This is a genomic window from Niabella ginsenosidivorans, assembly GCF_001654455.1.
GTDB classification, from domain to species: domain Bacteria; phylum Bacteroidota; class Bacteroidia; order Chitinophagales; family Chitinophagaceae; genus Niabella; species Niabella ginsenosidivorans.
The window spans coordinates 5,288,394-5,315,357 of sequence record NZ_CP015772.1 but is presented as its reverse complement, the minus strand read 5'-3'; the positions used below and the strand labels follow the sequence as shown (position 1 = coordinate 5,315,357).

The following is a 26,964-nucleotide window of genomic DNA, read 5'->3' as shown; positions in this document are numbered from 1 at the left end:
TTTTACATTTTAATACCGGGCTGCATTTTTTGGCAGGGAACTTTTAATAAAATCCCTTAACTGCCCTGTACTGGTTTTCAGATCTTCTTTTCTCAGATACATCATGTGCCCGCTTCTGAACCCTCTCCATTGTATACGGCCCTTTAGTTTTCCTGACGGGTCCATCTGCCAAAGGCTGTATTTGGCATTAAAATAATCGCAGGCTCCATCATAGTAACCGGACTGTACCAGCAAATGCAGGTAGGGATTAATGGCCATAGCGCTTCTGAGGTTTTCACCGGTATGGTCATTATTATTATCCCAGGGCCATACAGACCCGAATACATTATACGGGTAGTCTGTTTTATAGTTCAGCTCATTTCTCAGGTACATATTAACAGGAGGCGTAAATGCGTGCAGCCAGGCGGTCAGCTCTGCATTAAAATCCGGCCGCTCCCCACCATCGCGCCTGTCAATGCCCTTGTAACGGGAGTCCAGCCGGCCAATGGTAAACCCTTCGCTACGCAATAATTCTTTCCAGAATAAGTTGGGCGATATATCCAAATTGTTTTGCAGAATGAGCTGTTCCGGCAAGCCGGAGTAAGCCGCCATCTGCCGGGCAATGGACTTCCTGGCTGTTTCATCCAGCTGGCTTCCCTTGTTGATGGCCGGTAACAACTGGTTCATAGTAAACTGCTCCACCTCCGGCAGAAAGGCTTCCAGGTCTTTCTGTAAATATTCACCGGATAATTTTTTATGGTACCAGGCCGTTGCTGCAAAATAAGGTAACCGTAAGGCAGCTCCTGTGGCAGTTCCACGTTCAATGCCCAGGTCAGTAGGCGAAACCAGCACTACCCCGTTTAAATACATCCAGTGTGCCTGCTGCAGTTCCAGTGCCAGCCCCGAAACCCTTGTGGTTCCATAGCTCTCACCGATCAGGTATTTGGGTGAGCCCCAGCGGTCGTAGCGGGTTACAAAGGTATTGATCCAGTCTGCCAGGTATTTGATGTCTGCATTTACGCCAAAGAATTTGCTTTTGGGCACATCTTTACCCACGCTTCTTGAATAACCGGTATTAACAGGATCTACATAAACAATATCTGCCACATCCAGGATCGAGTGAGGGTTTTCCGTGTATCCGTAGGGCTGAACAGGGTACCCTTCCTCATCAATATTCAGCAGCACCGGCCCTGTATAGCCGATATGCATCCATACAGATGCGGACCCGGGGCCACCGTTAAACGAGATGACCAGGGGCCTTCCGGCTTTGGGAACGTCTGTCCGTTCATAATAGGTATAAAATAACCCCGCAATCGTTTTCCCGTCTTCATCCCAAACAGGCATGGTTCCTGCAATAGCCTTGTAGGTCACTTTTTTACCTTCTATGGTAACACTATGATTGGTAGTTACGGCAGCATCCGGGTTAAACTTAAGGTCTGCCGAACCGCTCTTCTGTTCTTCAGCGGGTTTTTCCTGTTTTACCGGTTCTGTTTTGGGTTGGGATGGCTGTGCATGAACGCCTGCGATCAGTAAGAAAGCCGTACAGCAACAGATTACAATTTTGGTCATGACGATTTTTTACAAATGAAGAGATGTTCCAAACCTAACAATTTTTAAGAAAGCCAGCAAAGGATTTCCATCAGCGGCTACTGCTTATTTTTGCAGCCGGTTCAGAAAATAATACAATCCGCTAAAGTGATCTATATGATCAGGAGCGGAATTGCCGGCAAATCCGAATACTTTAAAATTTCCCTTTCCGGCCTCGCTGATCTGTTGCATGCCCCCAGGTCCCCATTTAAGAACAGGCGTAGCCTTTACCTGCAACCTGTTTAATAAATATGCTGCTGTTTCCGTTGTGCTGGCAAATGTGCCCGGAAAGATCTCTGAATGGGTAAATAAAAATTTCTTTCCGGTTGACGGGTTCATGGCTTCACGGGCAAAGTTCAGAAACGGTTCAAGACCTGCAGTGTCTAAGGCTCCTCCTTCGGCCAGCACTTTTCTTTCAGGGATATAGCTTGTGTGCAGCCCGTCCAGCAGCAGCACGGCAGCAACCCTGTTAAAATATACAGGTGATGAAAGAATGCTTCTTACTGCACCATATCCGGCGCTGAAACCGCTCAGGATCAGGCGACCCTTTTGAAGAGGCTTTCCCAGCTTCCGGGCCACAGCATCCCAAACAGCCTTTTCCAGTTTCTGTAATAACGAATCGTTTTTAAACGCCACTGCATATACCCCCGATCCTGTTCCCAGATTAACGGTGACTGCAATAAGATCGCCTTTATATTTTTCAGCTGCATAAGCAACAATACCGGCATTGCCATGAAAATGGATCAGCAGGCCGGCACTGCCGGAATGCTTCAGATGCTGTGGCAGATATACCTGCACCGGTTTGGGCAACAGGTTGTTTAGTGTAAAACTTATTCCTTTAGCCGTATCAAAAACAACACGTTCATGCCTGCGCACTGATTCCTCCATGGGTGAAGGATATTGAGACAGCAGCGGGGTTGTCTGGGCATTGCTGTCAATGACCGCTATAAGGCCTGCTATCAATAAAAGCAACCGGGTATACATAAAACCGGCTTTATTAAAAAACTTACAGATCATTTTTGCCAGGTCAGGAGTGCCTATGAGTTTCCGGCTCCCGGAGATCATTTCAGCACGCCCAGCTCCCTGCCCACTTTTGTAAAAGCGGCAATGGCTTTATCCAGGTGCTCCTGCTCATGAGCTGCGCTCAACTGCACACGGATGCGCGCCTGGCCTTTGGGCACAACAGGAAAGAAGAACCCGATTACGTAAATTCCTTCATCCAGTAATTTTTCTGCAAAGCCGGCTGCCAGTACCGCGTCATACAGCATGATCGGCACAATCGGGTGATCGCCGGGCTTAATATCAAAACCTGCTGCGGTCATTTTTTCACGGAAATATTTTGTATTGTATTCCAGCTTGTCCCGCAGGTGTGTAGAGGCCGAAAGTATATCCAGCACGGCAATAGAGCCACCAACGATAGAAGGCGCCAGCGTATTGCTGAACAAATAGGGCCGGGATTTCTGGCGCAGCATTTCGATGATCTCTTTTCTGCCGGATGTAAATCCACCGGAGGCACCACCCAGGGCTTTTCCCAGGGTTCCGGTAATGATATCAATCTTTCCCATTACACCACGGTATTCATGCGTACCACGACCTGTTTTACCCAGGAACCCGGAAGAATGGCATTCATCGATCATAATAGCGGCATCGTATTTTTCTGCCAGTTCCACGATCTTATCAAGCTGGGCGATGGTGCCGTCCATGCTAAAGGAACCATCAGTAACAATGATGCGGCTGCGCGCACCGGAGGCTTCTTTCAGCTTTGCCTCAAGATCCCCCATGTTATTATGTTCGTAACGGTAACGCTGGGCTTTGCATAAACGAACCCCGTCAATAATACTGGCATGATTCAGCGCATCAGAGATAATGGCATCCCGCTCATTAAAAAGCGGCTCAAAAACACCCCCATTGGCGTCAAAAGCGGCAGCATATAAAATAGTATCCTCAGTACCCAGAAAGTCGGATAGCTTTTTTTCCAGTTCCTTATGAATATCCTGCGTACCACAGATAAAACGCACGCTGCTCATTCCATATCCACGGGAATCAATGGTTTCATGTGCCGCTTTAATAACGTCCGGGTGCGCCGAAAGCCCCAGGTAATTATTCGCGCAAAAATTGATCACCTTTTTTCTACCTGCCTGTCCGGCAGGCAGGTTAACGATAATTTCGGCGCCTTGCGGGCTTTCAATGACCCGTTCGGTTTTATAAAGACCAGCGGCTTTGATTGCTTCCACTTCCTGCCCTATGCGGGTTGTAAAATGCTCGTTCATATAAGAAGATTTATAATTGCAATTATCATGATGACAACCCTGCAAAGGTGTTGAAAAAAGCGATATAAAATACGGCTTGTCTTTTTTGTGTTCAATCGGTTGACCACGGAAAAAGAATAATCAGACAAAATTTGTCCACATTGAATTTTTAGTTTAGTTTTATTTACTTACAATTAGAATGCCTCTGTAAAAGCATATGAGAATAAGACTATTTGCATTTGGGATGCTGCTGCACCTATGGGGAAATGCAGACGGGCAGAACAACAGTTCTGTTTTTTTTCCGGACACCACCTCCTTACCGCAGGTATACTATACTACGTTTAAAGGAAATGAACCTATTTATAATGGCCGGCTGTTTGAAGCCTATTCCCCGTTAATAACGGGCAGCCCCTATCTGGGTGAACCGAAATGGGACCTGGGGGCGGCCTGTTATGATGGCGTATGGTATAAAGATCTAAACCTCAGGTATGATGTCTATGCCGGTACGCTGATCATTGAAAACCGGCTAAAGGTACCGGTAATCCTGTCCAATGAAAAACTGTCGGCCTTTTACCTGGGAAACCGTAAGTTCCTTCAATTGGGCCCTGATTTTGATAAATCGCTGACCAGGGCATTTTACGAAATACTGAATGAAGCAACACTGCCTGTTTTAATATTGAGGAAAAAATATATAAAAGAGTGGATCGACCAGACGCAATCAAAAGTAAACCGTGAGTTTACCTGGAACAGCAAATTCTATATTTACAGGAACGGAGCCTGTTACCAGGTACAATCGCAAAAAGACCTGACCACCATTTTAAAACTAAGGAAGGCTGCTGTTAAAAAAGCGCTCAGGAAAGCACACATCCGGTTCAAAACCAATATGGAGGCTGCTATTTTAACCACAGTACAGCTATACAACCAGCAATAATGCTTAATAAGAAACGGATACTGATCATACTGCTTTGTATGGGTGCTTCAACAGGCATGAGGGCACAAACAGGAACAGATAGTGTTTTTGCTGCTGATCTTTTTTTGAAACTCGAAAAAACTACGGGGTATCATTTTTATTATGATGCCCGGCAAAGCGATTCTCTTTTAATAAAGCAGCCCTCAGCAGCGCAGGCAACCCTTGAAAACATACTTGACCAGGCACTGGAAAGAACCGAACTGACGTATGCTATTGATGATAACAACAAGGTGGTTTATGTAACCAGGGGATTAAAGATCCGGCTTTCTTTGCCACAGGACCTTTACAATCCGGGCCCGGCCGGGCCGGTAGCCCAAAAGAATGCTCCGAAAGCAAATGAGTATGGGATCGATAATAAAAAAAGAAGGGCTCCCACTTCCCAGGAAAAGCTTTATGAAATAGGCAACAGAAATACGGCACGCCCGCAGCAGGCAGTTCTTGTCGGAACTATTAGAAGCTCAAGAACCGGGGAGCCTTTCCCCAATGTAGCCGTACTGGTTGATAATGAATATGCGGCTAATACAGATGCTTATGGCAGCTATTCGCTAAGCATTCCGCCAGGAAAACATACGCTGAACATAACCGGGTTCGGCATCAGGGAAACAAATTTAAACCTTATGGTTTATAATGACGGAAGGATGGACGTGAGCGTACAGGACCAGATACCAACGTTAAAGGAAATCGTGGTTTCTGCTACAAAAACAAGAAATATCCGGAATGTTCAGATGGGCATTTCCCGCCTTACGATTGCAGAAATAAAGAAAATTCCCACTGTTTTTGGCGAGGCAGATATTTTACGCGCCATTACAACGCTGCCGGGTGTTAAAACAGTAGGTGAAGCGAGCACCGGCTTTAATGTAAGAGGAGGATCAGCAGACCAGAACCTCATACTTTTTAATGACGCCACCATCTATAACCCTTCGCATTTCTTTGGAATGTTCTCCGCCTTTAACCCGGAGATCGTTAAGGATGTAGAGCTTTATAAAAGCTCGGTACCTGCAAAATACGGAGGCAGGCTGTCTTCTGTGCTGGATATTAACAGCCGGGAGGGTAATAAAAAGCAGCTGACAGGTTCTGCGGGGATCGGGCTGGTTACAAGCCGTCTGGAACTGGAAGGCCCCATAGTAAAAGACAAAACTTCTTTTATACTGGGAGGGCGTACCACTTATGCCAACTGGCTTATTAACCTCCTGCCGGAGGAATATGATAAAAGCAGCGCTTCCTTCCAGGATGTTAATCTTGGATTGAGCCACAGGATTGATTCTAATAATAACATCTATGTAAACGGTTACTACAGCAACGATAAATTTAAGCTGAACAGCGACACCGTATACAGCTACAGCAACAGGAATATTTCTGTTAAATGGAAACGGAATTTTTCAAAGCGCCTTCAGGGGGAGCTGATAGGCGGTTATGATTATTATAAATACAACATCAACAGCGGCGCAAACGAGATCAATGCTTTTAACCTGTTTTATGATATACAGCAACTGTATGGTAAACTCAACTTTGCATACTTTGTAAATCAAAAGCACGCCTTTGATTTTGGGCTCAGCTCTTTATCGTACAAGCTGCGGCCGGGGATATTTGAGCCGCTTAATTCTGAATCCCTGGTAAGGCCGGATACAGTGCGCACAGAACGTGCACTTGAAAATGCAGCTTACGTTACACACCGTTTTAATGCAACGGATAAACTGTCCTTCAGTACAGGTATCCGGTATTCCTTTTATTCTTACCTGGGCCCGCAAACAGTTAATTATTATGCAGACGGGCAACCCAGAACAGATGATACCCGTACAGAAACGGTCAGTTACGGAAAAGGAAAGTTCATCAAAAATTACCAGGGGCCTGAGGTCCGGTTTTCCATGCGGTATGCATTTACAAACGATTTTTCTATAAAAGCATCCTATAATTCCCTGAGGCAGTATATTCATTTATTGTCCAATACAACTGCTATTTCACCAACGGATATCTGGAAGCTGAGTGACCCGAACATTCAGCCCCAGATAGGAGACCAGTTCTCCCTCGGATTTTATAAGAATCTGCGGTCAAATACCATAGAAACGTCGGTGGAAGTATATTATAAGAACATCAAGAACTACCTGGATTATAAGCCGGGCGCCACGCTGGTCATGAACCATACTATTGAAACAGACGTGATCAATACAAAAGGGAAGGCATACGGTGTGGAAGTACTGATCAAAAAACCGGTTGGAAAGCTCAATGGGTGGATCGGGTATACTTATTCACGGATCCTGCTGAAGTCGACAGATCTTAGTCTGGGCTCCATGATCAATAACGGGCAGTTTTATCCTGCAAACTATGACAAACCGCACGACGTTATTGTTGTAGGCAATTTCCAGATCAATCACCGGTTCAGCCTCTCGTTAAACTCAACATACAGCACCGGCAGGCCCATTACCTATCCTATCGGCGAATATATTTATGCCGGTTCGCCACGTATGCTGTATTCAGACAGGAACCAGTATCGCATACCGGACTATTACCGGACAGATTTTTCAATGAATATCGATGGGAATCATAAGGTGCATCAGAAAACGCATAATTCCTGGACAATAGGTGTTTACAACCTGCTGGGAAGAAGAAACCCTTATTCCGTTTATTTTATTTCAGAAGGCGGAATGGTGAATGGTTATAAGCTATCCATATTCGGCAGCGCGATACCTTTTATTAATTATAACATTCGTTTTTAAAATGAAGTTGCGATACTATTTATGGCTGATCGTTCTCCTGTCCTGCAAGGACCGGTACTATCCGGACATTGCCTCAACCGGTACCGGCTATCTGGTAGTAGAAGGAGTATTAAATGCAGGAGAAGGCCCTACAACAATCACCCTGTCAAGAACAATGCCGCTTAATAAAAGCAGCCAGCCCGTTTATGAATCCGGCGCAACCGTATCCGTTGAAGGCAGCGACAATTCCACAAAAGCACTAATAATGACCAGCCCCGGTGTCTATTATAATGACGAACTTGGGCTTTCTCCGGATGTCCAGTACCGCGTGCGCATTCAAACAACAGACGGGAAAGAATACCTTTCTGATTTTGTAAAGGTAAAAACAACTCCGCCGATCGACGACATCGGATGGAAACAAACCAATGACGGCGACGTTCAGGTTTATGTAAATACACATGACCCTGCTAATAATACCATCTATTACAAATGGGATTTTGATGAAACCTGGGAAATCCACAGCGCCTACCAGTCTTCCCTGATCTATGATCCGGCTTCATCCGAAGCTGATCCTTACGGCGTGCGGCCAAGAATCTTTCCACAGGAAGACGTTTACAGATGCTGGAAATACGGGCATTCCACCAATATTTTGATTGCCAGCTCTGCCAAGCTGACCTCCGATGTTATTTATCAGAGTACTATAAAAAGTATACCGGCCGGAGATGAGCAGCTTTCCGTATTATACAGTGTTCTGGTAAGGCAATATGCCCTGGATAAGGCAGCCTATGAATTCTATGATCTTATGAAAAAAAATACGGAATCGCTGGGTACAATCTTTGACCCGATGCCTTCAGAACTGCGAGGAAATATTCATAACACCACGAACCCGAACGATATTGTAATAGGATTTATTGCCGCCAGTACTGTTACACAAAAGAGAGCCTTTGTTACAAGCCCTCCCGGCTGGCGCTTTAATATGTATTGCAATACCATTTTTATACCGGAAAACAGGGACAGTACAGCGTTCTATTTTAAGGGCGCTTACATTCCTATAAATAATAATAGCAGGGAAACACCTCCTGCTCAGGGGTATGACGCGTCTACTCCCTTCTGTGTGGATTGTACGACCAGAGGAGGACAAAATCAAAAACCATCTTACTGGCCTTAATAATTTAAAAAGGAAAATGGATAATCGTCATTATACTTTTTTTCACATACGGCTGCTTTTATTCATTGCAGGCGCTTTTCTGACCATTGCCGGCAAAGGACAGACCGAATTGCCGGCAGCAGCAGTGCAGCATAAAATAACCGGCAATGAAGAGGTCCTTTTTATTCATACAGACAAAGAATCTTACCTGGCAGGCGAGATCATCTGGTACAAGGTATACCTGTTGAATGCAGATGGATTTACGGGAAATACGTATAACACGATCAGCTACCTGGAACTCCTTAACGACAAAGGCAGCCCGGTGCTGCAATCGAAAATAGAAGTAAAAAAGGGATCAGGCGATGGGAGCCTTTATCTTCCTGTAAACATAAGTACGGGTGCCTATACGCTTATTGGCTACACAAGCCGCATGAAAACAGGAGATCCGAAACTGTTTTTCAGAAAGCGGGTACTGGTTACCAACTCTTTAACCGCAGGAGAGGCTGCACCGGCTGCGAAAGAAACAACTGCCCTGATCCATTTTTTCCCCGAAGGAGGTGATGCAATTGAAGGGCTTATTACAAAAGTGGGCGTTCAGGTGCTGGATCCTAAAACAACAAACGGGGTACAAGCCCGCGGCAGCATTGTTGCAAATGAAACAGATACCGTTGCAAAATTTGAGACGCAAAAATTCGGGCTGGGGCAATTTATATATACCCCGCGTTCCGGCAACCGGTATACCGCCATTGTCTCTATCCCCGGCAAAGAGCCTGTAAAAGTGGCACTCCCTGCACAAAAGATCAGCGGGCATACAATAAGCGTAAGTGAAGAAAACAATGACAGCTATAAAATAATCGTTTCTGCACAAAGGGCACTACCTCAAAAAATGTTCCTGGTAGCGCACACAGGGCAGACCAGCAAGGTAGCACTGGAACTGGAAATGGAAGCAGACAACAGCATTGCCTGCAGGGTTAGTAAATCCAGGCTGGGAACAGGAGTTGTGTATTTTACATTATTTGACCAGAACTGGCAACCCGTTAGCGAGCGCCTGGTCTTTACACCACCGGATCTGGCAAAAGCGGAGGTTAAGATCAACCATGAAAACACTGCTGCTGCAAGGCAGCAACTGACAATTGAGCTAACGCCGGAACGGATTTCCGGTAATAAGCAGATCATTAACGGGTCGTTGTCGGTTTTCTCAGCGGACAGGAATAATCAGCCTGTTTTGAACATCAGGGATTATTTATACCTTACCGTCCACCTGTCTGGTAAGATAGAAGCGCCTGAATTTTATTTTACACCGGAAGCAATGCAGGGAAGCTATATTGAAAACCTGATGCTTGTTAACGGCTGGCGGCGTTTTAGCCCTACAAACAATACAGGCAGGACAGCCGTACCAGCGGTTCCTGAATATAACGGGCATATTATTACGGCAAGGGTCGTTGATACCTGGACGAATAAACCGGCAACCGGGGTAGCCTGTTTTCTTACCGTTCCTTCCGTGCCCTTTGGTCTTTTTAACGGAACAACTGATGCTGACGGTATTGTACGCTTCAATGTAAACCGGTATTACGGGCCGGGCGACATTTTTGTAAAGCCTTTTCCTTCTGATAATACATCCAATACATACCGGATAGAAGTGCTATCCCCTTTTGCAGATAGTACCAGCAAAACTTTTTATCAGCCACCATTTTTGCTGAATCCCGTGGATAGTACGGATCTTTTAAAAAGGAGTATTGCCATGCAGGCAAACAATATCTATTATAAAGACCCGTTAAATACGTTCCATGTACCTGTTTATAAAGACTCACTTCCTTTTTATGACAAGGCTGAGGTAACTTATATGCTGGATGATTATAAGCGTTTTTCAACAATGGAAGAAGTGCTGCGGGAGTATGTTACGCCGATCAATGTTACCGTAAGAGACCGCAAGCTGAAGATGACCATCTATAATGAAAAAAGCGAAAGCGTTTACAGGTTTGCAGTATTGGTATTATTAGATGGTGTTCCGCTGCATGATTATAACAGCATTTTTAATTATGACCCTTTTAAAGTAAAGCGGCTGGATGTAGTGCCCAGAAGATTTGTTATTGGCCCTGCTGTATACTCCGGTATTGCAAGCTTTCAGACCTATGATGCAAAATTTGACGGGTTCGAGCTTGATCCGACAGCCGTTCCGGTTGATTATGAAGGGTTGGAATTAAAAAGAGAATTTTTCAGCCCGGTTTACACTGCTGAAAATAAAGGAGACCTCAGAATGCCGGATTACCGTACTACGCTTCTTTGGAATCCGGCCATAAGGCTTGAAGAGGGCAATGCCCGGAAAATAAATTGCTTTACCTCCGACTTTACGGGTACGTACAAAATAGTGCTGCAGGGAATTACAGAAGACGGGAAGCCCGTTTACTCAGAGAGCAGCTTTACGGTAAATAAACAATAAAGCAATTTCCCTGGATTGATATTGTGCAACTGTAATCTAAAACCAGCTTTTACTTTTTTTTCTGGTACCGCCCAGCCCAATGGCTCCTAACAGGGAACGTACTATCGTGTTGCCTGCTGTGCGTGCCATACTTTTTACAATGGGATTGTCAAAAAAGCCCTCCTCCTTTGCAGTCCGGGAAGTAGTTGATTGTGTAGGTTGCTGGTTTCTTTCTGCGGCATCATCCAGTTTCCGGGAGAGAAGCTCATAGGCGCTTTCATTATCGATCACCTCGTTGTAATGCGCTGCTATTTTTGACCGGGCAACGATGGCATCAATTTCCGCATCGGTCAGTATATCCATACGGCTTTGAGGCGCACGCAGCATACAATGAGCCAACGGGGTAGGGATTCCCTTTTCATTCAGCAGGGTGATCAATGCTTCACCGATACCTACCTGTGTCAGCAGATCCTCCGTTTTATAGAATGCGCTTATGGGATAATTTTCCGCTGTTTGTTTGATCACTTTACGATCAGCTGCTGTAAATGCCCGCAGAGCGTGCTGTACTTTTAACCCTAGTTGTGCCAGTATAGAGGCCGGAACATCCATTGGATTCTGGGTACATAAAAATACGCCCACCCCCTTTGAACGGATCAGCTTTACAATGGTTTCCAGCTGGTTCAGCAAAGCGCTGCTGGCTTCATTAAAGATCAGGTGCGCTTCATCAATAAACAGTACCAGCTTCGGTTTATCCGGATCGCCCACTTCCGGCAAAGACGCATATAACTCTGCCAGCATCTGGAGCATGAATGTAGAAAAGAGCTTCGGCCGGTCCTGCAGATCGGTAACACGAATGATGGATACCATACCCCTCCCGTCATCGTTCACACGCATCAGGTCTTCCACATCAAAGCTTCTTTCACCAAAGAACAGGTCCGCGCCCTGTTGCTGTAATTCGATCACTTTTCTTAAAATAGTTCCTGTGGAGGTTGTGGACACCTTGCCATAGGTTTTTTCAAGTTCCGCCTTGCCTTCATCGCTTACGTATTGCAGCACCTTTATAAAATCTTTCAGATCCAGCAATGGCAGTTTATTATCATCGCAGTACTTAAAGATCATAGCAACAAACCCGCCCTGCGTATCATTCAGTTCTAATATTTTAGAAAGCAGCACAGGCCCGAACTCACTTACAGTTGCCCGCAACCGTGTTCCTTTTTCATTACTTAAGGTAAGGAACTCTATAGGATAGGCCTCCGGTTTAAAATCGATGCCCAGCAACTGGCAGCGTTCGGTAATCTTATCATTTGCAGTACCTGCGGCACCAATGCCGCTCAGGTCTCCTTTTATATCCATCAGCACCACCGGTATGCCGGCATCGCTCATTCCTTCTGCCAGCAATTGCAGCGTTTTTGTTTTACCGGTACCGGTAGCCCCGGCTATCAGCCCATGGCGGTTTAAGGTTTTAAAGGGAATAAAGACATCAGCATCTGCCACTATCTGCCCATTCAGCATCGCCCTGCCGATCTTGTAGTTTTCTCCTTTAAAAGAGTATCCGTCCTGTATGGTTTTAAGGAAGTCATTTGTATTCTGCATGGATCAAATTTTCATCTAAGTTAAGCGATAGACAAGAAAGTTGTACAAATACGGAATTAAGACATCGTAAAAATACCATCATGCAATTCAGGTATTGTAACCGGTGCTGCATCCTCCTACTTTTGAAGGGTAAATTATTTTATCAGAACTGAAAAATTCAGAAAGATGAAAAAGACCTTATATGCGCTGTTTACTGTACTGGTTTTAGTTGCCTGCAAAAAGGGTAAAGATGCCATTCAGCCCACTGTAATCGGTTATTGGGAAGGAAATTATGGTAATGGCAATGAGGTTCCGGCCACACCGTATATTTTCCTGTTCCGTTCCAATGGCACAGTACGGGTGTATGCCAACAATACAGACACAGCGACCGCAAACATAGCAGATGGAACCTATTTTGTTACGGGTGCTACTGTTAAAGCAACGTATACCTACCCGCCCAGCGAATCCTATTCTGTTGCAGCTACCTTGGATGCAGGGATCACAGCAATGGACGGAACCTGGGGCGCCGGCACCAATACTACAAACGGCGGAAGTTTCCGGATCTTTAAAAAATAGCAACAGGTAGCTGTATATCAATTAAAAAGCGCACTTTTAACAAAAAATTCGTTTCCATTTGTCAGTGTATTAAAAAGCATTAACTTTATTTGCCAACTAATAATTTAAACACAGCAACATGGAAGCAAAAAAACCAAGAATATTATTGTGCGAGGATGATCCCAACCTTGGAAATGTTTTAAAGAACTACCTGGAGCTGAACGACTATGACGTTACGCTTGAAAGGGACGGCCGCCTGGGCCTGGCTGCTTTTCAGCGTGAAAAGTTTGACCTGTGCCTTCTGGATGTGATGATGCCCCACATGGATGGATTTACGCTGGCGGAGGAAGTGCGTAATGTAGACCCGGATGTGCCTTTATTCTTCCTGAGCGCAAAAACCATGAAGGAAGATATTATCCAGGGATACAAGCTGGGCGCTGATGATTATATTACAAAACCTTTTGACAGCGAAGTGCTGCTTTTAAAGATCAAGGCAATCCTTAAGAGAAACGAAGAGCTGAATAAAGAAACCGAGAATAAAGAATACAACCTGGCCAGCTATCACTTTAACCCGAAGCTGCGCCAGTTGATCCATAACGGCAATACGCAAACACTTTCCCCCAAGGAAAACGAATTGCTGAAAATGCTGGCAGAGCATTTAAATGACCTACTACCCAGGGAACAGGCCCTGAAAAAGATATGGGGCAGCGATACCTATTTTAACGGAAGAAGTATGGATGTATATATTGCCAAGCTGCGGAAGTACCTGAAAGATGATGAAAAGATTGAAATAGTGAATATTCACGGTAATGGATTCCGCCTGGTAGTGCAGGAATAATTACCATGCATCTTATTATAAAAAGCGTTTAAGTTGTCCGGCTTAAACGCTTTTTTATTGCGGGCAGTTTTGATCTCCCGCTTCAGCACTTAAAAAAAGCTATTAAAGCTGGCTGGGTAGCATCCGTGTAAATAACCATTAAGAAATTAAGAGGCATTAAGGCTTAACTATTCTTAACGCCTTAATGGTTTATGTCTTACTCTTCCGGTAACAAGGCAAAAAACTCACTTACAAATGGTTTCAATGACCTGCTAACATTATCTGTGAAAAAATTAATGAGCAATCCCTGTGGTTTTTGCAATAGTTTCATATAAGTAAGGAGCTGAGCCTCATGTACAGGTAAAATATGCTCTATTGCTTTAACTCCACAATCACACAATCATTCACCAACAGATCCAGACGCAGTTCAGTATCTATAAGAATATTTGCATAAGTTACCGGTACAATTACCTGTTGCTGTACATAATATCCATTTTGTAGCAGTTCATATTTCAGGCATTTCTCATATACGCTTTCCAGCAACCCGGGCCCTAATGCTTTATGCACTTTTATTGCATAGCCGGTTATATTGTAAGATAGTTGTGTAATCTGTTTTTTAGTCATGGCGGTGATTTTTATAGATAGGTTATACTTTTATCCTTAATTAAGGAGCATTACAACTTACCTGTTCTTAACTCCTTAATAGTTTTATCAAAGATCCAGTTGCAGGTTTACACCGGTATTACCCGGCTTCTTGCCCAGATGCTCATAGGCTTTATGTGTTACCTCCCTTCCGCGGGGAGTGCGTTGCATAAACCCTTCCTGTATCAAAAAAGGCTCATATACTTCCTCGATGGTGCCGGCTTCCTCACCAACGGCAGTGGCAATAGTGGTAATGCCCACAGGGCCTCCTTTGAACTTTTCAATGATGGCCAGCAAAATGCGGTTATCCATATCGTCCAGTCCATATTCGTCTACATTTAAGGCTTTCAGCGCATGTTGCGTAATGCCAATATCAATAATGCCATCATTCAGCACCTGTGCAAAATCGCGCACTCTTCTCAGCAGCCCGTTGGCAATGCGTGGGGTAGCCCGGCTTCTGGCCGCTATTTCAGCAGCAGCATCTTTTGAAATTTTCACGTCCAGTATCTGTGCTGCGCGCAATATGATCTTTTGTAATGTTTGTGAGCTGTAATATTCCAGCCGGGCCTTTATAGCAAATCTTGATAATAAAGGGGCGGTCAGTAAACCGCTTCTTGTTGTGGCGCCTACCAGCGTAAAGGGGTTTAATGAAAGCTGTATGCTGCGCGCGTTGGGCCCGCTATCCAGTAATATATCCAGCCGGTAATCTTCCATTGCAGCATACAGGTATTCCTCTACCACCGTGCTCAGCCTGTGAATTTCATCAATGAACAGCACATCATTAGGCTCCAGCGAAGTGAGCAGTCCTGCAAGATCTCCCGGTTTTTCAATGACCGGACCGCTGGTTTCCTTTATATTTACACCCAGTTCATTTGCTACGATGCGGGAAAGGGTTGTTTTTCCAAGGCCGGGAGGGCCGTGAAACAAAATATGATCCAGCGCTTCTCCCCGCATTTTTGCTGCGCGAATAAAAATGACCAGGTTTTCGATCAGCTGGGGCTGCCCCGCAAAATCCCTGATCTGCCCCGGACGGATAGTATTTTCAAAATCACTGTCCTGGGTGCTTAATCCCTGCTTTTCTTTATTTAGATTGGGGTTGTTCATTCTTTTTCAAAGATATTACAATTCAACGGTGGTTGCGGGCTTGTTAAAAAATATCGCCCGGTTGTTTCGTTTTTTATATTTTGCACGTTAATAATAAAAAACAGCAGTGTATGAAATTATTTTTTAGCGGCCTGCTTTTTATTTTATTATGCGCCCAATGCAGTAAATCGGCGCAGGATACGGGTAGCAGTAGGCTGAATATGGCAGCCTCCTGTACAAACGGGAACTGTGTCGGCCCTAATTTTTATATACAGCTGATCAGTAAAAATACCGGAGAAAATTATATTACTGCCAATCATTTAGCCGCTTCTGATATTGAGCTCCGGAATGCATCCGACCGGCTTATTAACTACAATGTATCTATCACCTCTCCCAATGAAGACCTTTCTGATGTTGTTGTGTTTCCGGTAACAGAACGGAATAAAGTTATTCTGCGTATAAAGAAAAGTATTGAAATCGAGATCGCTTATTCTTCGGTGATCACTGATGCCGGGATTACTTTAAGCAACTTTTCTGTAAAGGGATATGCATTTACTGCTTCCGGGGTCAACAATAACTACCTGCTAAAAATCCGTATTTAATTATCAACCGGCCTGTCTGACGGGTCAGTGAGCTGTTAACGGGTTCCTTTTTGCCCAGGCATCCCATAGCTATTCAACCAGGTAAATAATGCGTGTTGTGCTGTCTTTTGCAGTGTATTCCTCAATTACCGGTGCCTGGGTTTTTAATTGCCGGTCCGCAATGTAATCATTAAGCGTTTTGTATGCCAGGTCCTTAGTGGCCGGATTATTACCTGTAATACGTACTTCTATTGCTTTTGAAGCCGGGATGCTTATCAGTTCTTCCGGAGAGCGTAACGCCGGATTAAAACCTGCCGGTATCTGGATTGCTGCCGCCACATCGTCCTGCAATGCTTTTTCATCCTTTTTGTAGAAAAGCCCTGTCCTCACATCGGTAGCAGCGCTGTCTTTTAAGGTGTAATGTTCCAGGTGGTGAAAGTGCGTGGTAAAGAAAGCAGGCAGATCCGCCCGGCGCACCTGCTGCCGGATGGAGACATAATTGGTTAGCGAAAAATTGGTATTTACGATCCGGGGCGTGTTTGGGGGCACAATAGGTGCTTTCTCAATCATCATTTTTAAAGCCTGCAGTCCCTTTTCAAACTCTGCTCCCTTTTCTTTATCCAGACTGTAGAACAGGTTATAAACGTTCCAGGGCCGTTCTGAAGGAACAGTAAACGTCCAGGTTACAGAAGTGGCGTTGTTTTGCTCCGTGAGATCGAATTTTGAGTCTGCTTCAAGATGCTGTGGCTCCAGTAAGGTTATATGATGCGTGATCTGCCTGTTCTCCAGCAGGCCGGTCAACTGAATCTTCCCTTTGCCGGACAGCAGAGCATTTCCGTTCCAGGTAATGGTGGTGCCCACCTGCCCGTCCGGGATCCGGTTAGACGTATACTGGATCGAAGAATCGGCCTTCCCCCAGATAGACCAGTTATTGAAGTTTTGCAAAAGCAGCATCTGCTCATATACCTTTTTGGCAGGCGCATTAATGACAACGGACCTTACTACCTGCTGCTGCACAGGTGCAAGAAAGGACAGGCCCAGCAACACAATAGCAACGCAAATAAGGAACAGGAAAATCCACCTGAAAAACCTCATACAATTCTTTTATGCGAAAATAGAAAGGAATAAGCACCTGGCATGAATAAGCCGGTATTTTTTAGCGAACAGATGAAGCCGGACAAAGCACGAAGCCCTGTCGGCACCCGGAGCGCCCGTTATTCATAACGTAATGCTTCAATAGGATCGAGCCCTGATGCTTTTTGCGCAGGATAATAGCCAAAGAAGATGCCGGTGATGGCGCAGACCAGGAAGGAAAGCGTAACAGACGATTCTGATACCAGCGTAGGCCATTTTAAGAAAACAGAAATGAGCTTGCTGGAGGTAATGCCCAATGCAATGCCGATCAGCCCGCCGGTGATGCTGATCAGGATCGCTTCCACCAGGAACTGCATCAAAATATCTTTTCCCCTTGCCCCTAAAGACATACGCAGCCCTATCTCCTTGGTGCGTTCCGTAACGGAAACATACATGATGTTCATAATGCCAATACCGCCTACCACCAGGGAAATACCGGCAATAGCTCCTAACAAAACCGTTAACAGTTCACTGGTAGAGCTAAAGGTATTTATAAGCTCTGCCTGTGTTCTTATGGTAAAATCATCCTCATCACTGCTTCTTAACCGGTGCGATGCGCGCAAAATAGTGGTAAGCTCATCTACTGCTTTGTCTGTGCTGGCCTGGTCAGCTGCAGAGCAATAGATATTCTGAAAATAGATAGACGCTGTAATCCTTTTCTGAACCGTTGAATAAGGTGTTAGCACAATATCGTCCTGATCCTGGCCGAAAGCATTTTCACCTTTCTGTGCCAGTACACCGATCACTTTAAACGGAATGGTATTGAAACGGATGATCTTTCCTACAGGACTCTCTCCATCAGGAAACAGGTTGGTTACAACGGTCTGGCCAAGCAGGCAGACTTTATCCGCGGTTTTTACATCGGCATCCGTAAAGGAGATACCGCTGCTCAGCTGCCAGTTGCGGATGCTGAGAAAATCCGGGCTGACTCCCTGCAGGGAAGTATTCCAGTTCATATTGCCGTTGATGACCTGCCCTCTCTGCGTAACGGCGGGGGATACACCACTTACATATTGTGCCTGCTTTTTTATGGCAGTGATATCCTGTTCTGTAAGCGTTTGCACGCTTGAAAAATCGAGGCGCGCGCCTGCTGCAACATTGCTGTTGGGGCGGATGGTGATCATATTGGACCCCATGCTTGACAACTGATCCTGGATGCTTTTTTTAGAGCCCTGCCCTATTGCAACCATGGCTATTACGGAGGCAACGCCTATAATAATGCCCAGCATAGTAAGAAATGCCCGTAATTTGTTACGCTGCAATGCCCTTAAAGCAATCCTGAAAAGATTGATCAAACTCATACCACCGTCTTTTAATAATCGTCTGTTGCAGGCATTGCTGCCAGCATCTCTTTTGCCGATTTTTTGTTTTCATTGAAGTAATCCTTCATAATCCTGCCATCGCGCAGCATAATGGTTCTGCTGCTAAATGCCGCAATATCCGGCTCGTGCGTAACAAATACAATGGTTTTACCCTGTGTGTTCAGATCCTGCATCAGCGCCATAATTTCATAGGAAGTTTTTGAATCCAGGTTGCCTGTAGCCTCGTCTGCAAGGATCATTACCGGCTGGTTAACAAGCGCACGTGCTATGGCCACGCGCTGCTGCTGGCCCCCTGAAAGCTGGTTGGGCATATGATCCAGCCGCTCTTCCAGCCGTACGGCTTCCAGTGCCTGAATGGCACGTTCTCTTCTTTCTTTTGCCGAGATGCCGGAATTATACATCAGGGGCAACTCCACATTTTCCAATGCGGAGGTCCGGGGCAGCAGGTTGTACGCCTGAAAAACAAAACCTATTTTGTGATTACGGAGTTTTGCCAGCTCATCCCTGGAAAGGCTTTTTACATCAACGCCATCCAGTAAATAAGTTCCGTCCGTAGGCTTGTCCAGGCAACCCAGGATGTTTAAAAGGGTCGTTTTGCCGGAACCACTGCTTCCCATAATGGTCAGGAATTCGCCCTCCTTCACGTCAAAGGAAATGCCTTTAAGCGCATGCACTACTTCCACGCCCATCCGGAATTCACGTTTCAGCTCGCTGATGTCCAATATTTTTTTATCCATTTTTCATATTGAATTTAAGAAAACGGGAGGTGAATGAGCAGAAGCCGCTTATCGTGGCGGAGGCCCGCCGCCGGACCTGTTGCTGCTGCCGCCACTTCTGCTGCCCCCTCTTCTTTGCGGCATAAAAGGACTTCTGTCGCCTGAAGAAGCGCTTGCGGAGGTACCTTTGCTTTCAACCTGTTGTGCCGTTACTACTTCATCGTTTTCTGTGAGCCCTTTTACTACCTGAACATTAATATCATCAGTGAGCCCTGTTTCAATCCATTTATGCACCAGTGAATCACCCCGTTTCAGCCATACGACTCCGTGTTTAACAGGGTTCCCGGTTGAATCTGTTTTCCTTCTTGTTGAATCCCCGGAACTGCCTGCCGGTTTATTGCCCGCCGTATTGCCCTTGCCCATAGGAGTATAGGGCGCTACTTTAAATTGTTTTGCAGTAGCTGCATCAGGAGTATATTTTAAGGCAGCTGCCGGTATCAGCAGGGCCTTATCCAGCTCTTCGGTATAGATATTGATATTAGCCGTCATACCAGGCTTTAGCTTCAGGTTATCATTAGGCGCATTGATAATAGTAGTATAGGTGACCACATTGGATGATACGGTTGGCTGTAAACGGATCTCCTGTACTGTTCCATTGAATACATCGTTCGGAAAGGCGTCTACAGTAAAGGTAACGCGCTCGCCAACTTTTACATTTCCGATATCTGCCTCATCAACTGCGGCACGCACCTGCATTTTGGTAAGATCCTTGGCAATGCTGAACAGGGTGGGTGTATTAAAGCTGGACGCAACCGTTTGCCCTTCGCTCACTGCTCTTGACATTACGGTTCCGTCTATCGGGGAATAAATATTGGTAAAGGACAGGTTTTTCTGGGCCGAGGTCAGCTGCGCTGCTGCCCCGTTCACCTGGTCCTGCGCCACCTTATAGGCGTTCTGTGCTGTTTCCAGCTCTGCTTTGCTGATGGCACCGGCCTTATATAATTCATTCTGCCGGTTATAATTTGCCTGTTCATAAACCAGGTTGTTTTTGGCCTGTTGCAGGGTGGCATTCTGCTGCTGTACCTGGGCGATGAAAAGGGAAGGGTCTATCTGGGCTAATAACTGCCCCTTCTTTACCACAGAGTTAAAGTCTGCAAATATCTTTTTAATGGTCCCGGATACCTGGGAGCCGATCACAACGGTATCTACCGGCTGTACCGTTCCCGTAGCCATTACGCTGGTGCCAATATACCCATAGTGCGGCTTTTCAATAGTAAGGGTAAGCGTATTTTCCTCTTTCCTGAAGCGGAAATACCATATTGCGGCAGCAATCAGTACCAGCACCAGAAGTATAATGATCATTCGTTTATTCCGTTTCATCCGCTGTGGCTTTTATGCGTTTGATAAATGTTTGGTTAATCAATTGTTACGGGCGTTCCTTTATAAAAGTCATATACTTTTACGCCGATCAGCGCATTATACTTTGCCTGTATGTATTGCTGCAACGCCTGTATGTAAAGGTTTTTCTGAAGCAGGTAATCAACAGAAGTAATAGCCCCTAAACGCAGTTGCTCGCCGGAGATCTGGTAGGTTTCCCGGTTGGTATTTAACTGTGTTACGGCTGCATCATATTGCGCCTGTGCATTCAGCACATTAATATAGGCCTGCTCTACCTGCTGTGATAATGTGGTTTCCGTATTTTTAAGATTCAGCTTTGCCTGGTCAATGGCTATTTTAGCATTTTCTACATTGGTACGCCCGATACGGTTATTAAAGATGGGAATGGATAAGGTGATGCCGATTCGCTGGTAAAAGTTATTGTCCAGCTGTTGTATGTATGCGGATGACTGGTTGTCTGAATAACCGGTTGAAAGAGCGCCGCTGCCGGTAAGCGTGGGCCGCAAACCTGCCCTTGCTTTTTCCAGGCTATAGTTGGCAATATCAATACCGAGCTGGCTGTTTTTTATTTCGGGCCGGGTATCATGCGCCTGCTGCTGTACCGCGTCAAGCGTTTCCACTACTTTAGGGGCTGTGGCAACGGTGTCCGGCTGAATGATCTGCAGTTCATAGCCGGAAGGCAACTGCAGCAGTTGTTTCAGCACAAGAGTGTTCTGTCGCACAGTATTCCGGGCCGTAGTAACATTGTACTGGTCTGTTGCCACCTGCGATTCCAGGCCAACAAAATTTAACCGGGAAATGCTTCCCGCCTTGTATTGAATTGCACCCTGTTTCAGCTGCGCCTGGGATGTGCTAAGCAGGTCCTGCAGGTAGATGATGTTCTCCTTAGCCAGCAGGATAGACAGGTACGCCTGTGTGATCTGCAATATAATGCTGTTTTCCATAGCAGCCGTATTGAACTGATCAGCTTTCCACTGGGCTTCGCTTTGCTTAATGTTATTGTTGATATAACCGCCATTGTAAATGGTAACCGATGAATTGAGGGAGTAATTGCTTGCAAAGCTGGATTGGGTCTGGAAACCGCCGATAACAGGGTTGGCATTCTGGCTATTGGTAAATGACTGGGTGGTGGCACCCGTAAGATTGGGATATTTTGCTGCCCTGGCCAGAAGGATGTTCTGCTGATCCGTTTTTTCAGCCAGCCGGAGGGTGTTTACCTCAATATTATGCTGTTTTGCGTAGTCAATACATTGTTGCAGGGTCCAGGTTTGAGGTAAGCCTGCCAATGTTGTATCTGTTTGAGCATTTCCGCTAAATGGCAAACAATAGCAACAAAAAAGCAGCGCTCTTACTATCTTTTGGGCCATACTGGTCGTTTTTTCTTTTCCTTACCCTTGAAAAGGTTGGTTTATAATCAATATAAGAATCTGTTCTATAATTGACGCCAGTATTTCCGATTTCCTGCTTCGGGAAATAAAAAATACACTAACAAAATGTTATATTGTTAGTTGCTGCAAGTACTTACCAACGACCTTTGGCTGTGTTAACGCTGTTCCGGAAGCTATTTTTTGTTATATTGCTCTTCGGCTTTCTGCGCTTTTTCAAAATCAAGAATGACACCGTTTATGCAATAACGTAAACCGGTTGGGGGTGGCCCGTCATTGAACACATGGCCCAGGTGTGCATGACAACGACCACATTCCACTTCTGTACGTACCATCCCATGACTCCTGTCTTCCAGGTAAATAACGCTGGTTTTGCTTATCGGCTCGTAAAAACTTGGCCAGCCACAGCCGCTTTCAAATTTAGTATCGCTTTTGAACAAAGGGTTTCCGCAGGCAGCGCAATAATAGGTGCCTACTTCCTTTGAGTTTTCATATTTACTCGTCCAGGGCCGCTCTGTTCCTTTTTGACGGGCAATATAATACACTTCCGGAGAGAGCACTTTTTTCCATTCCTCTTCCGGCAGGTTTACTTTGGAACTATCTGTGCGGGAATAGACCGGGTTATTATTCTTTTCCATTTTTGATGCGCCTGTTTTGTGGTGACTGTCAGATTGTGCATACCCGCATTGCTGGAATAAACAGCTGATAGCGAACAATATGACAACTAAATATTTCATAAAATACCACTCTGCTAACAAAGATACGATACATAAAGTTGCGGTTTGGTATATTTCCCTATTTAAATAAATTTTAATAAACAGCTGTAAATAACCCGTTTTTAACCGGGCTTTGTTATATTTGTTGTCAACACTTTAAAAGAAAAGCTTAAATGTTTAATTTAATATTATTTGGCCCGCCCGGTAGCGGAAAAGGAACACAATCTGACCGGTTGGTAGAAAAGTATGGACTGGTGCATTTGTCAACCGGAAATCTGCTGCGTTCAGAAATTGCTGAAAAGACCCCGCTGGGTATTGAAGCAAAGAATTTTATGGATAAGGGGCAGTTGGTACCGGATGAAGTGGTGATCGGAATGATCGATAATTGCCTGGACCAGCATAAAGATGCAAAAGGTTTTCTGTTTGACGGGTTTCCGCGCACAGCCAACCAGGCAAAGGCACTGGATAAATTACTGCAACTGAAAAAGACTGCAATACATAGCGTACTGGCACTGGATGTTTCTGAAGAGGAACTGGTGAAGCGGCTTTTGGAAAGGGGCAAAACCTCCGGCCGCTCCGATGATACCAGCGAAGAGGTGATCCGTAAACGCTTTGCGGTTTATAAAGAGGAAACTGCCCCGGTAGCGGATCATTACAAAGCGCAGCATAAGTTCAAAACCGTTCCTGGCGAAGGTTCTATTGATGACATTTCAAACGCCCTCAGCGCGCAGATTGATAAAGTGCTGGCGCGGCAGCGGGAAGAAGAAGAGGCTTTGGATTAAGAAAAGCACCCCTGTTAAGGGACCGCTTTTCTTGGCTATTTTTCCAGGACACTATCTGCTTTGTCAATACTGCTCAGCACCTGGGCCTTTACTTCATTGACCCTTGCTTTCTGATCCTGCAGGTATTTTATACGGGCAGCCTCATTATTCTTAAAAGAGTCATATTTAAACCCGTTCATCCAGTCGTTCATTGCCTTATCTGCATTGCTGAGATCTGTGTACAGTGCCTGCATTTTTACTTTTAACGCTGCATTTTGTTTACCGGCAGGTAACTGATTTAAAGAATCTACTGCCGCATTGGACGCTTTCATCAGCCGTTCCAGCTTTTTCATTTTAGGCATTACCACATCATGCCCATCCAGAACTTCCTGTAAAAGACTGTCCGCCTGTGTTTTAGGGCCGTCTCCGGCACCGTTTTTATTTTCACCGCAGGCAATTAAAAGCAAAAGAAACAGGGGAAAAAATACCACTTTCATTTAAAAAAGATTTTGAGGTTAAAGGTACAATAAGTTGCTGACGCTGCCTGTATTTAATAAAGGAATGATTCTTGCAGGCTGTTAGTTTATAGCTTTTTAAAAAGATCTGGTATGAAAAAGATAAATGGAATTGTTTTAAGCATGTATGCTCTTTTTGCAATAGCTGCCTGTAATGACAGCTCTCAATCCGGTCCGGCTTTGCAGGATACCGGAAGTGCCAATACGGTCCAGGAATTTCCTGCTAACTGGCCCGTAACCGGGCAGGTAGATAGCACTAAGAAAAATGCTCCGTCGCCCGACAGTACAGGAAGCGTAAACAAGGATGAAAAAAAATATATCAACAGTAAGGGAGAAATCATTACAGCAGTATACCATGATTCCGGAGATATGGGTGTTGCAGAATTAAATATAAATGGTGCTATTGTTAAGCTGATGAAAGGTGCTAAAAAAGACGGGGCTGTTACTTATACAAACGGAAAAACTACCTGGAGCGTAAAAGAACATACCGCTTCTCTTGAAAAAGACAATGTGGTTACAGATTATAAAGAGGAGCACTAAAGTTGTTATGGTAAAAAATACAACCTGTAAGAGGCGTTGCCGGGGATTTCAGGCGGATTATTTCAGCAATTGATATACTATAAAACTGAGTATATACGCCAGCCCGGTCATATAGGCCAGCTGAATCAATGGCCATTTCCAGGAACCGGTTTCCCGTTTTACAATGGCCAGGGTGCTCATACAAAGCATGGCAAATACATAAAAAACAAGCAGTGATACACCCGTGGCAGTTGTAAACACTTTGGTGCCATCTGCAAAAGTAGCTCGTTCCATTTTTTCCCGCAGGGCAATGTTCTCTCCCTGGTCATCCTGCACACTGTATAAAGTGGCCATTGTGCCCACAAACACTTCCCTTGCGGCAAAAGAGGTTACCAATGCAATGCCGATCTTCCAGTCGTAGCCCAGCGGACGGATGACCGGCTCTATGGTTTTACCCATGATCCCAGCATAGGAATTTTCAAGCTTTGCCGCAGCCCTGGTCTCTTCCACTGCTGTGGTATCTGCACCCGGGCGGGCAATAGCCGCCTCATACTGCTGCTGTACGGCATGCATCCGCTGTTTGGGGCCAAAGGAACTGAGGCACCAGAGAATGATGCTGATGATCATAATAATCCTTCCTGCCTGCAATACAAAGATCTTTGCCTTTTCGATCATTGTTTCCAGTGCATTTTTCCACCGTGGAGACCGGTAAGTAGGCAGTTCCAGTATAAAATAACTTTTTTCCTTGCTCCGTATAAAGAATTTGGCAATATAGGATACGAGTAATGCAAAAACGACTCCCAGCAGGTAAAGCCCCGTCATTACCAGTCCCTGCAGGCTGATAAAGCCTAAAAAATACTTTTGGGGAATAACCATGCCTACCAGCATTACGTAGACCGGTAGTCTTGCAGAGCAGCTCATTAATGGGGTAATGAGTATCGTAAGCAGCCGCTCTTTACGGTTTTCAATGCTGCGGGCGCTCATGATGGCCGGAACAGCGCAGGCAAAACCGCTGATCATGGGCATTACACTTTTCCCGTTCAGGCCCACACTGCGCATTACACGGTCTGTAAGAAAACTGATCCTTGCCATATACCCTGTATCTTCCAGCAATGCGATCAGTCCAAACAGGATCATGATCTGGGGAACAAAAATGATGATACCGCCCAGCCCGGCTATAATGCCATTGATCAGAAGATCCGTAAAATTGTTCTCCGGCAGCACATTGCCCAGCCAGCCGCTGAAGGCCGCAGTGCCCGAATCGATCCAGTCCATCGGGTAGGAGGCTATCAGGAACACGCACTGGAACATCAGGAACAATACTAAAAGCAGGATGATATAGCCCCATACGCGATGCAGGAAGATATTGTCCAGCCGGTCTGTAAGTATATTTTTCCGGTTCGGGTCCGGCAGGGATACAGACAGGCTCATTACATTGCCAATGCGCTGGTACCGCTGCAGGATCTCTTCTGCCTGGGTCTTTGTCGGATTAAAACGGTTGCTTTTTTCGGTTTCTTCTATCTGGTCCTGCAACTCATCTGCAAGTGCAAAGGTTTCATGGTTGATGAGGTAATGCACTCCTTCATAAGAACTGATGCCGGGCACCAGGTGCTTAACCGTGTGGATGGCTTCCGGTGCCAGTGCCTCTACATCAATAAAATCATGCACAGGCGGTTTATATAAATTTCCGGAAACCATTTCGATCGCCTTTTTCAGGTTATCAATGCCTTTATTTTTTCTGGGGTTTACCGCAACAATAGGTATGCCCAGTTCCCGTTCCATTTCATTGATGTTGATATGGATGCCTTTTTTACGGGCCAGGTCCATCATGGTCAGCGCCATTACCACGGGGCGCTTCAGGTCAATGATCTGGCTGCAGAACAGCAGGTTCCGTTTCAGGTTGCTGGCATCCGCCACCACTACAATTACGTCGGCCTTTATATCCCTGTCCTGGTTCAGGATCACCTTATAGGCTACTTCTTCATCCAGCCTGCGGGGGTATAAACTATAAGTACCCGGAAGATCTATGATATTTGCTGAAAAATGGCCAATTTTTGTAAATCCTGTCTTTTTATCAACAGTAACACCAGGAAAATTGCCAACTTTTTGATTAAGGCCGGTGAGTGAGTTAAAAAGGGAGCTTTTACCGCTATTAGGATTTCCTACTAATGCTATATGTAACTGCTTTCTTTCCAAAATTGAGA

Annotated in this window: 22 protein-coding genes and 1 pseudogene; 9 read left to right on the top strand and 14 right to left on the bottom strand. The window is 45.3% G+C overall.

The features are described from left to right. Nucleotides 1–9: 9 nt before the first annotated feature. From A8C56_RS22450 to kbl, 3 genes are all read right to left on the bottom strand, one after another. The gene (locus tag A8C56_RS22450) at nucleotides 10–1,548 is read right to left on the bottom strand and encodes a S10 family peptidase (protein WP_067760883.1); all 1,539 of its coding nucleotides are present in this window, start codon (nucleotides 1,546–1,548) and stop codon (nucleotides 10–12) included. An 84-nt stretch (nucleotides 1,549–1,632) separates the two neighbouring features. Further along, nucleotides 1,633–2,583, bottom strand: a complete 951-nt coding sequence (locus tag A8C56_RS22445) for a hypothetical protein (protein WP_245645659.1) — start codon at nucleotides 2,581–2,583, stop codon at nucleotides 1,633–1,635. 44 nt (nucleotides 2,584–2,627) lie between these two features. Further along, nucleotides 2,628–3,836 (bottom strand): glycine C-acetyltransferase, encoded by a 1,209-nt coding sequence (gene kbl, locus A8C56_RS22440; protein ID WP_067760881.1) that lies wholly within the window; start codon nucleotides 3,834–3,836, stop codon nucleotides 2,628–2,630. Nucleotides 3,837–4,032: 196 nt separating this feature from the next. Here kbl and A8C56_RS22435 point away from each other — a divergent pair, with 196 nt between their 5' ends. Genes A8C56_RS22435 through A8C56_RS22420 form a run of 4 tightly spaced genes read left to right on the top strand, consistent with a single transcriptional unit; the run spans nucleotide 4,033 to nucleotide 11,065 of the window. Next, a complete protein-coding gene (locus A8C56_RS22435; RefSeq protein WP_157098071.1) occupies nucleotides 4,033–4,746 on the top strand; it encodes a hypothetical protein in 714 nt (237 codons plus the stop codon). After that, entirely contained in the window at nucleotides 4,746–7,499 is a 2,754-nt protein-coding gene (locus tag A8C56_RS22430) for a TonB-dependent receptor (protein ID WP_067760877.1), read from the top strand. The genes A8C56_RS22435 and A8C56_RS22430 overlap by 1 nt, the downstream gene beginning before the upstream one ends. Before the next feature lies 1 nt (nucleotide 7,500). Next, a complete protein-coding gene (locus tag A8C56_RS22425; protein WP_067760875.1) occupies nucleotides 7,501–8,646 on the top strand; it encodes a DUF4249 domain-containing protein in 1,146 nt (381 codons plus the stop codon). 16 nt (nucleotides 8,647–8,662) lie between these two features. Beyond that, complete coding sequence (locus tag A8C56_RS22420) at nucleotides 8,663–11,065, top strand: hypothetical protein (protein ID WP_067760873.1); 2,403 nt, start codon at nucleotides 8,663–8,665, stop codon at nucleotides 11,063–11,065. Between the two features lie 36 nt (nucleotides 11,066–11,101). Here A8C56_RS22420 and A8C56_RS22415 read toward each other — a convergent pair whose 3' ends face one another. Continuing rightward, nucleotides 11,102–12,637 (bottom strand): helicase HerA-like domain-containing protein, encoded by a 1,536-nt coding sequence (locus tag A8C56_RS22415; protein ID WP_067760871.1) that lies wholly within the window; start codon nucleotides 12,635–12,637, stop codon nucleotides 11,102–11,104. Between the two features lie 165 nt (nucleotides 12,638–12,802). Between A8C56_RS22415 and A8C56_RS22410 the strand changes: the two genes are divergently transcribed. Both A8C56_RS22410 and A8C56_RS22405 read left to right on the top strand, forming a co-directional pair. Further along, complete coding sequence (locus tag A8C56_RS22410) at nucleotides 12,803–13,192, top strand: hypothetical protein (protein ID WP_067760869.1); 390 nt, start codon at nucleotides 12,803–12,805, stop codon at nucleotides 13,190–13,192. Nucleotides 13,193–13,310: 118 nt separating this feature from the next. After that, nucleotides 13,311–14,009: a response regulator transcription factor gene (locus A8C56_RS22405; RefSeq protein WP_067760867.1), complete on the top strand. Its 699-nt coding sequence runs from the start codon at nucleotides 13,311–13,313 to the stop codon at nucleotides 14,007–14,009. 196 nt (nucleotides 14,010–14,205) lie between these two features. Here the strand turns inward: A8C56_RS22405 and A8C56_RS25575 are convergent. Both A8C56_RS25575 and ruvB read right to left on the bottom strand, forming a co-directional pair. Continuing rightward, nucleotides 14,206–14,612 (bottom strand): annotated as a pseudogene (locus A8C56_RS25575) (GxxExxY protein). Between the two features lie 87 nt (nucleotides 14,613–14,699). Beyond that, nucleotides 14,700–15,734, bottom strand: a complete 1,035-nt coding sequence (gene ruvB / locus A8C56_RS22395) for a Holliday junction branch migration DNA helicase RuvB (protein ID WP_067760865.1) — start codon at nucleotides 15,732–15,734, stop codon at nucleotides 14,700–14,702. Between the two features lie 110 nt (nucleotides 15,735–15,844). On the opposite strand from ruvB, the gene A8C56_RS22390 reads away from it, so the two are divergent. Then, nucleotides 15,845–16,315: a hypothetical protein gene (locus A8C56_RS22390; RefSeq protein WP_067760863.1), complete on the top strand. Its 471-nt coding sequence runs from the start codon at nucleotides 15,845–15,847 to the stop codon at nucleotides 16,313–16,315. A 69-nt stretch (nucleotides 16,316–16,384) separates the two neighbouring features. Here the strand turns inward: A8C56_RS22390 and A8C56_RS22385 are convergent, their stop codons facing one another. The 6 genes from A8C56_RS22385 to msrB form a co-directional block, all read right to left on the bottom strand. After that, nucleotides 16,385–17,389, bottom strand: coding sequence for an SRPBCC family protein (locus tag A8C56_RS22385; protein WP_067760861.1), 1,005 nt, complete (start codon nucleotides 17,387–17,389; stop codon nucleotides 16,385–16,387). Between the two features lie 119 nt (nucleotides 17,390–17,508). Next, nucleotides 17,509–18,729, bottom strand: coding sequence for an ABC transporter permease (locus A8C56_RS22380; RefSeq protein ID WP_067760859.1), 1,221 nt, complete (start codon nucleotides 18,727–18,729; stop codon nucleotides 17,509–17,511). Nucleotides 18,730–18,740: 11 nt separating this feature from the next. Next, entirely contained in the window at nucleotides 18,741–19,487 is a 747-nt protein-coding gene (locus tag A8C56_RS22375) for an ABC transporter ATP-binding protein (RefSeq protein ID WP_067760857.1), read from the bottom strand. 48 nt (nucleotides 19,488–19,535) lie between these two features. Beyond that, nucleotides 19,536–20,846, bottom strand: a complete 1,311-nt coding sequence (locus tag A8C56_RS22370; protein WP_067760854.1) for an efflux RND transporter periplasmic adaptor subunit — start codon at nucleotides 20,844–20,846, stop codon at nucleotides 19,536–19,538. A 35-nt stretch (nucleotides 20,847–20,881) separates the two neighbouring features. Beyond that, the gene (locus A8C56_RS22365) at nucleotides 20,882–22,231 is read right to left on the bottom strand and encodes a TolC family protein (RefSeq protein ID WP_067760852.1); all 1,350 of its coding nucleotides are present in this window, start codon (nucleotides 22,229–22,231) and stop codon (nucleotides 20,882–20,884) included. Nucleotides 22,232–22,425: 194 nt separating this feature from the next. Then, a complete protein-coding gene (gene msrB / locus A8C56_RS22360; RefSeq protein WP_449406602.1) occupies nucleotides 22,426–22,887 on the bottom strand; it encodes a peptide-methionine (R)-S-oxide reductase MsrB in 462 nt (153 codons plus the stop codon). A 251-nt stretch (nucleotides 22,888–23,138) separates the two neighbouring features. Here msrB and A8C56_RS22355 point away from each other — a divergent pair, with 251 nt between their 5' ends. Beyond that, complete coding sequence (locus A8C56_RS22355; RefSeq protein WP_067760850.1) at nucleotides 23,139–23,747, top strand: adenylate kinase; 609 nt, start codon at nucleotides 23,139–23,141, stop codon at nucleotides 23,745–23,747. 35 nt (nucleotides 23,748–23,782) lie between these two features. On the opposite strand, the gene A8C56_RS22350 is transcribed toward A8C56_RS22355, so the two are convergent. Further along, nucleotides 23,783–24,223: a viral A-type inclusion protein gene (locus A8C56_RS22350; protein ID WP_067760848.1), complete on the bottom strand. Its 441-nt coding sequence runs from the start codon at nucleotides 24,221–24,223 to the stop codon at nucleotides 23,783–23,785. A gap of 111 nt (nucleotides 24,224–24,334) precedes the next feature. Here A8C56_RS22350 and A8C56_RS22345 point away from each other — a divergent pair, with 111 nt between their 5' ends. Next, nucleotides 24,335–24,781, top strand: coding sequence for a hypothetical protein (locus A8C56_RS22345; protein ID WP_067760846.1), 447 nt, complete (start codon nucleotides 24,335–24,337; stop codon nucleotides 24,779–24,781). Nucleotides 24,782–24,838: 57 nt separating this feature from the next. Here the strand turns inward: A8C56_RS22345 and feoB are convergent, their stop codons facing one another. Then, a complete protein-coding gene (gene feoB, locus A8C56_RS22340) occupies nucleotides 24,839–26,956 on the bottom strand; it encodes a ferrous iron transport protein B (protein ID WP_067760844.1) in 2,118 nt (705 codons plus the stop codon). Between the last annotated feature and the right edge of the window lie 8 nt (nucleotides 26,957–26,964).

Coding starts and splice junctions, on each gene's coding strand:
- A8C56_RS22370 (WP_067760854.1), bottom strand. CDS start 20,846: ATGAAACGGAATAAACGAATGATCATTATACTTCTGGTGCTGGTACTG.
- A8C56_RS22445 (WP_245645659.1), bottom strand. CDS start 2,583: ATGATCTGTAAGTTTTTTAATAAAGCCGGTTTTATGTATACCCGGTTG.
- A8C56_RS22435 (WP_157098071.1), top strand. CDS start 4,033: ATGAGAATAAGACTATTTGCATTTGGGATGCTGCTGCACCTATGGGGA.
- A8C56_RS22450 (WP_067760883.1), bottom strand. CDS start 1,548: ATGACCAAAATTGTAATCTGTTGCTGTACGGCTTTCTTACTGATCGCA.
- A8C56_RS22375 (WP_067760857.1), bottom strand. CDS start 19,487: ATGGATAAAAAAATATTGGACATCAGCGAGCTGAAACGTGAATTCCGG.
- A8C56_RS22425 (WP_067760875.1), top strand. CDS start 7,501: ATGAAGTTGCGATACTATTTATGGCTGATCGTTCTCCTGTCCTGCAAG.
- A8C56_RS22385 (WP_067760861.1), bottom strand. CDS start 17,389: ATGAGGTTTTTCAGGTGGATTTTCCTGTTCCTTATTTGCGTTGCTATT.
- kbl (WP_067760881.1), bottom strand. CDS start 3,836: ATGAACGAGCATTTTACAACCCGCATAGGGCAGGAAGTGGAAGCAATC.
- A8C56_RS22405 (WP_067760867.1), top strand. CDS start 13,311: ATGGAAGCAAAAAAACCAAGAATATTATTGTGCGAGGATGATCCCAAC.
- ruvB (WP_067760865.1), bottom strand. CDS start 15,734: ATGAACAACCCCAATCTAAATAAAGAAAAGCAGGGATTAAGCACCCAG.
- A8C56_RS22430 (WP_067760877.1), top strand. CDS start 4,746: ATGCTTAATAAGAAACGGATACTGATCATACTGCTTTGTATGGGTGCT.
- A8C56_RS22390 (WP_067760863.1), top strand. CDS start 15,845: ATGAAATTATTTTTTAGCGGCCTGCTTTTTATTTTATTATGCGCCCAA.
- A8C56_RS22365 (WP_067760852.1), bottom strand. CDS start 22,231: ATGGCCCAAAAGATAGTAAGAGCGCTGCTTTTTTGTTGCTATTGTTTG.
- A8C56_RS22420 (WP_067760873.1), top strand. CDS start 8,663: ATGGATAATCGTCATTATACTTTTTTTCACATACGGCTGCTTTTATTC.
- msrB (WP_449406602.1), bottom strand. CDS start 22,887: ATGGAAAAGAATAATAACCCGGTCTATTCCCGCACAGATAGTTCCAAA.
- A8C56_RS22380 (WP_067760859.1), bottom strand. CDS start 18,729: ATGAGTTTGATCAATCTTTTCAGGATTGCTTTAAGGGCATTGCAGCGT.
- A8C56_RS22355 (WP_067760850.1), top strand. CDS start 23,139: ATGTTTAATTTAATATTATTTGGCCCGCCCGGTAGCGGAAAAGGAACA.
- A8C56_RS22350 (WP_067760848.1), bottom strand. CDS start 24,223: ATGAAAGTGGTATTTTTTCCCCTGTTTCTTTTGCTTTTAATTGCCTGC.
- A8C56_RS22345 (WP_067760846.1), top strand. CDS start 24,335: ATGAAAAAGATAAATGGAATTGTTTTAAGCATGTATGCTCTTTTTGCA.
- A8C56_RS22410 (WP_067760869.1), top strand. CDS start 12,803: ATGAAAAAGACCTTATATGCGCTGTTTACTGTACTGGTTTTAGTTGCC.
- A8C56_RS22415 (WP_067760871.1), bottom strand. CDS start 12,637: ATGCAGAATACAAATGACTTCCTTAAAACCATACAGGACGGATACTCT.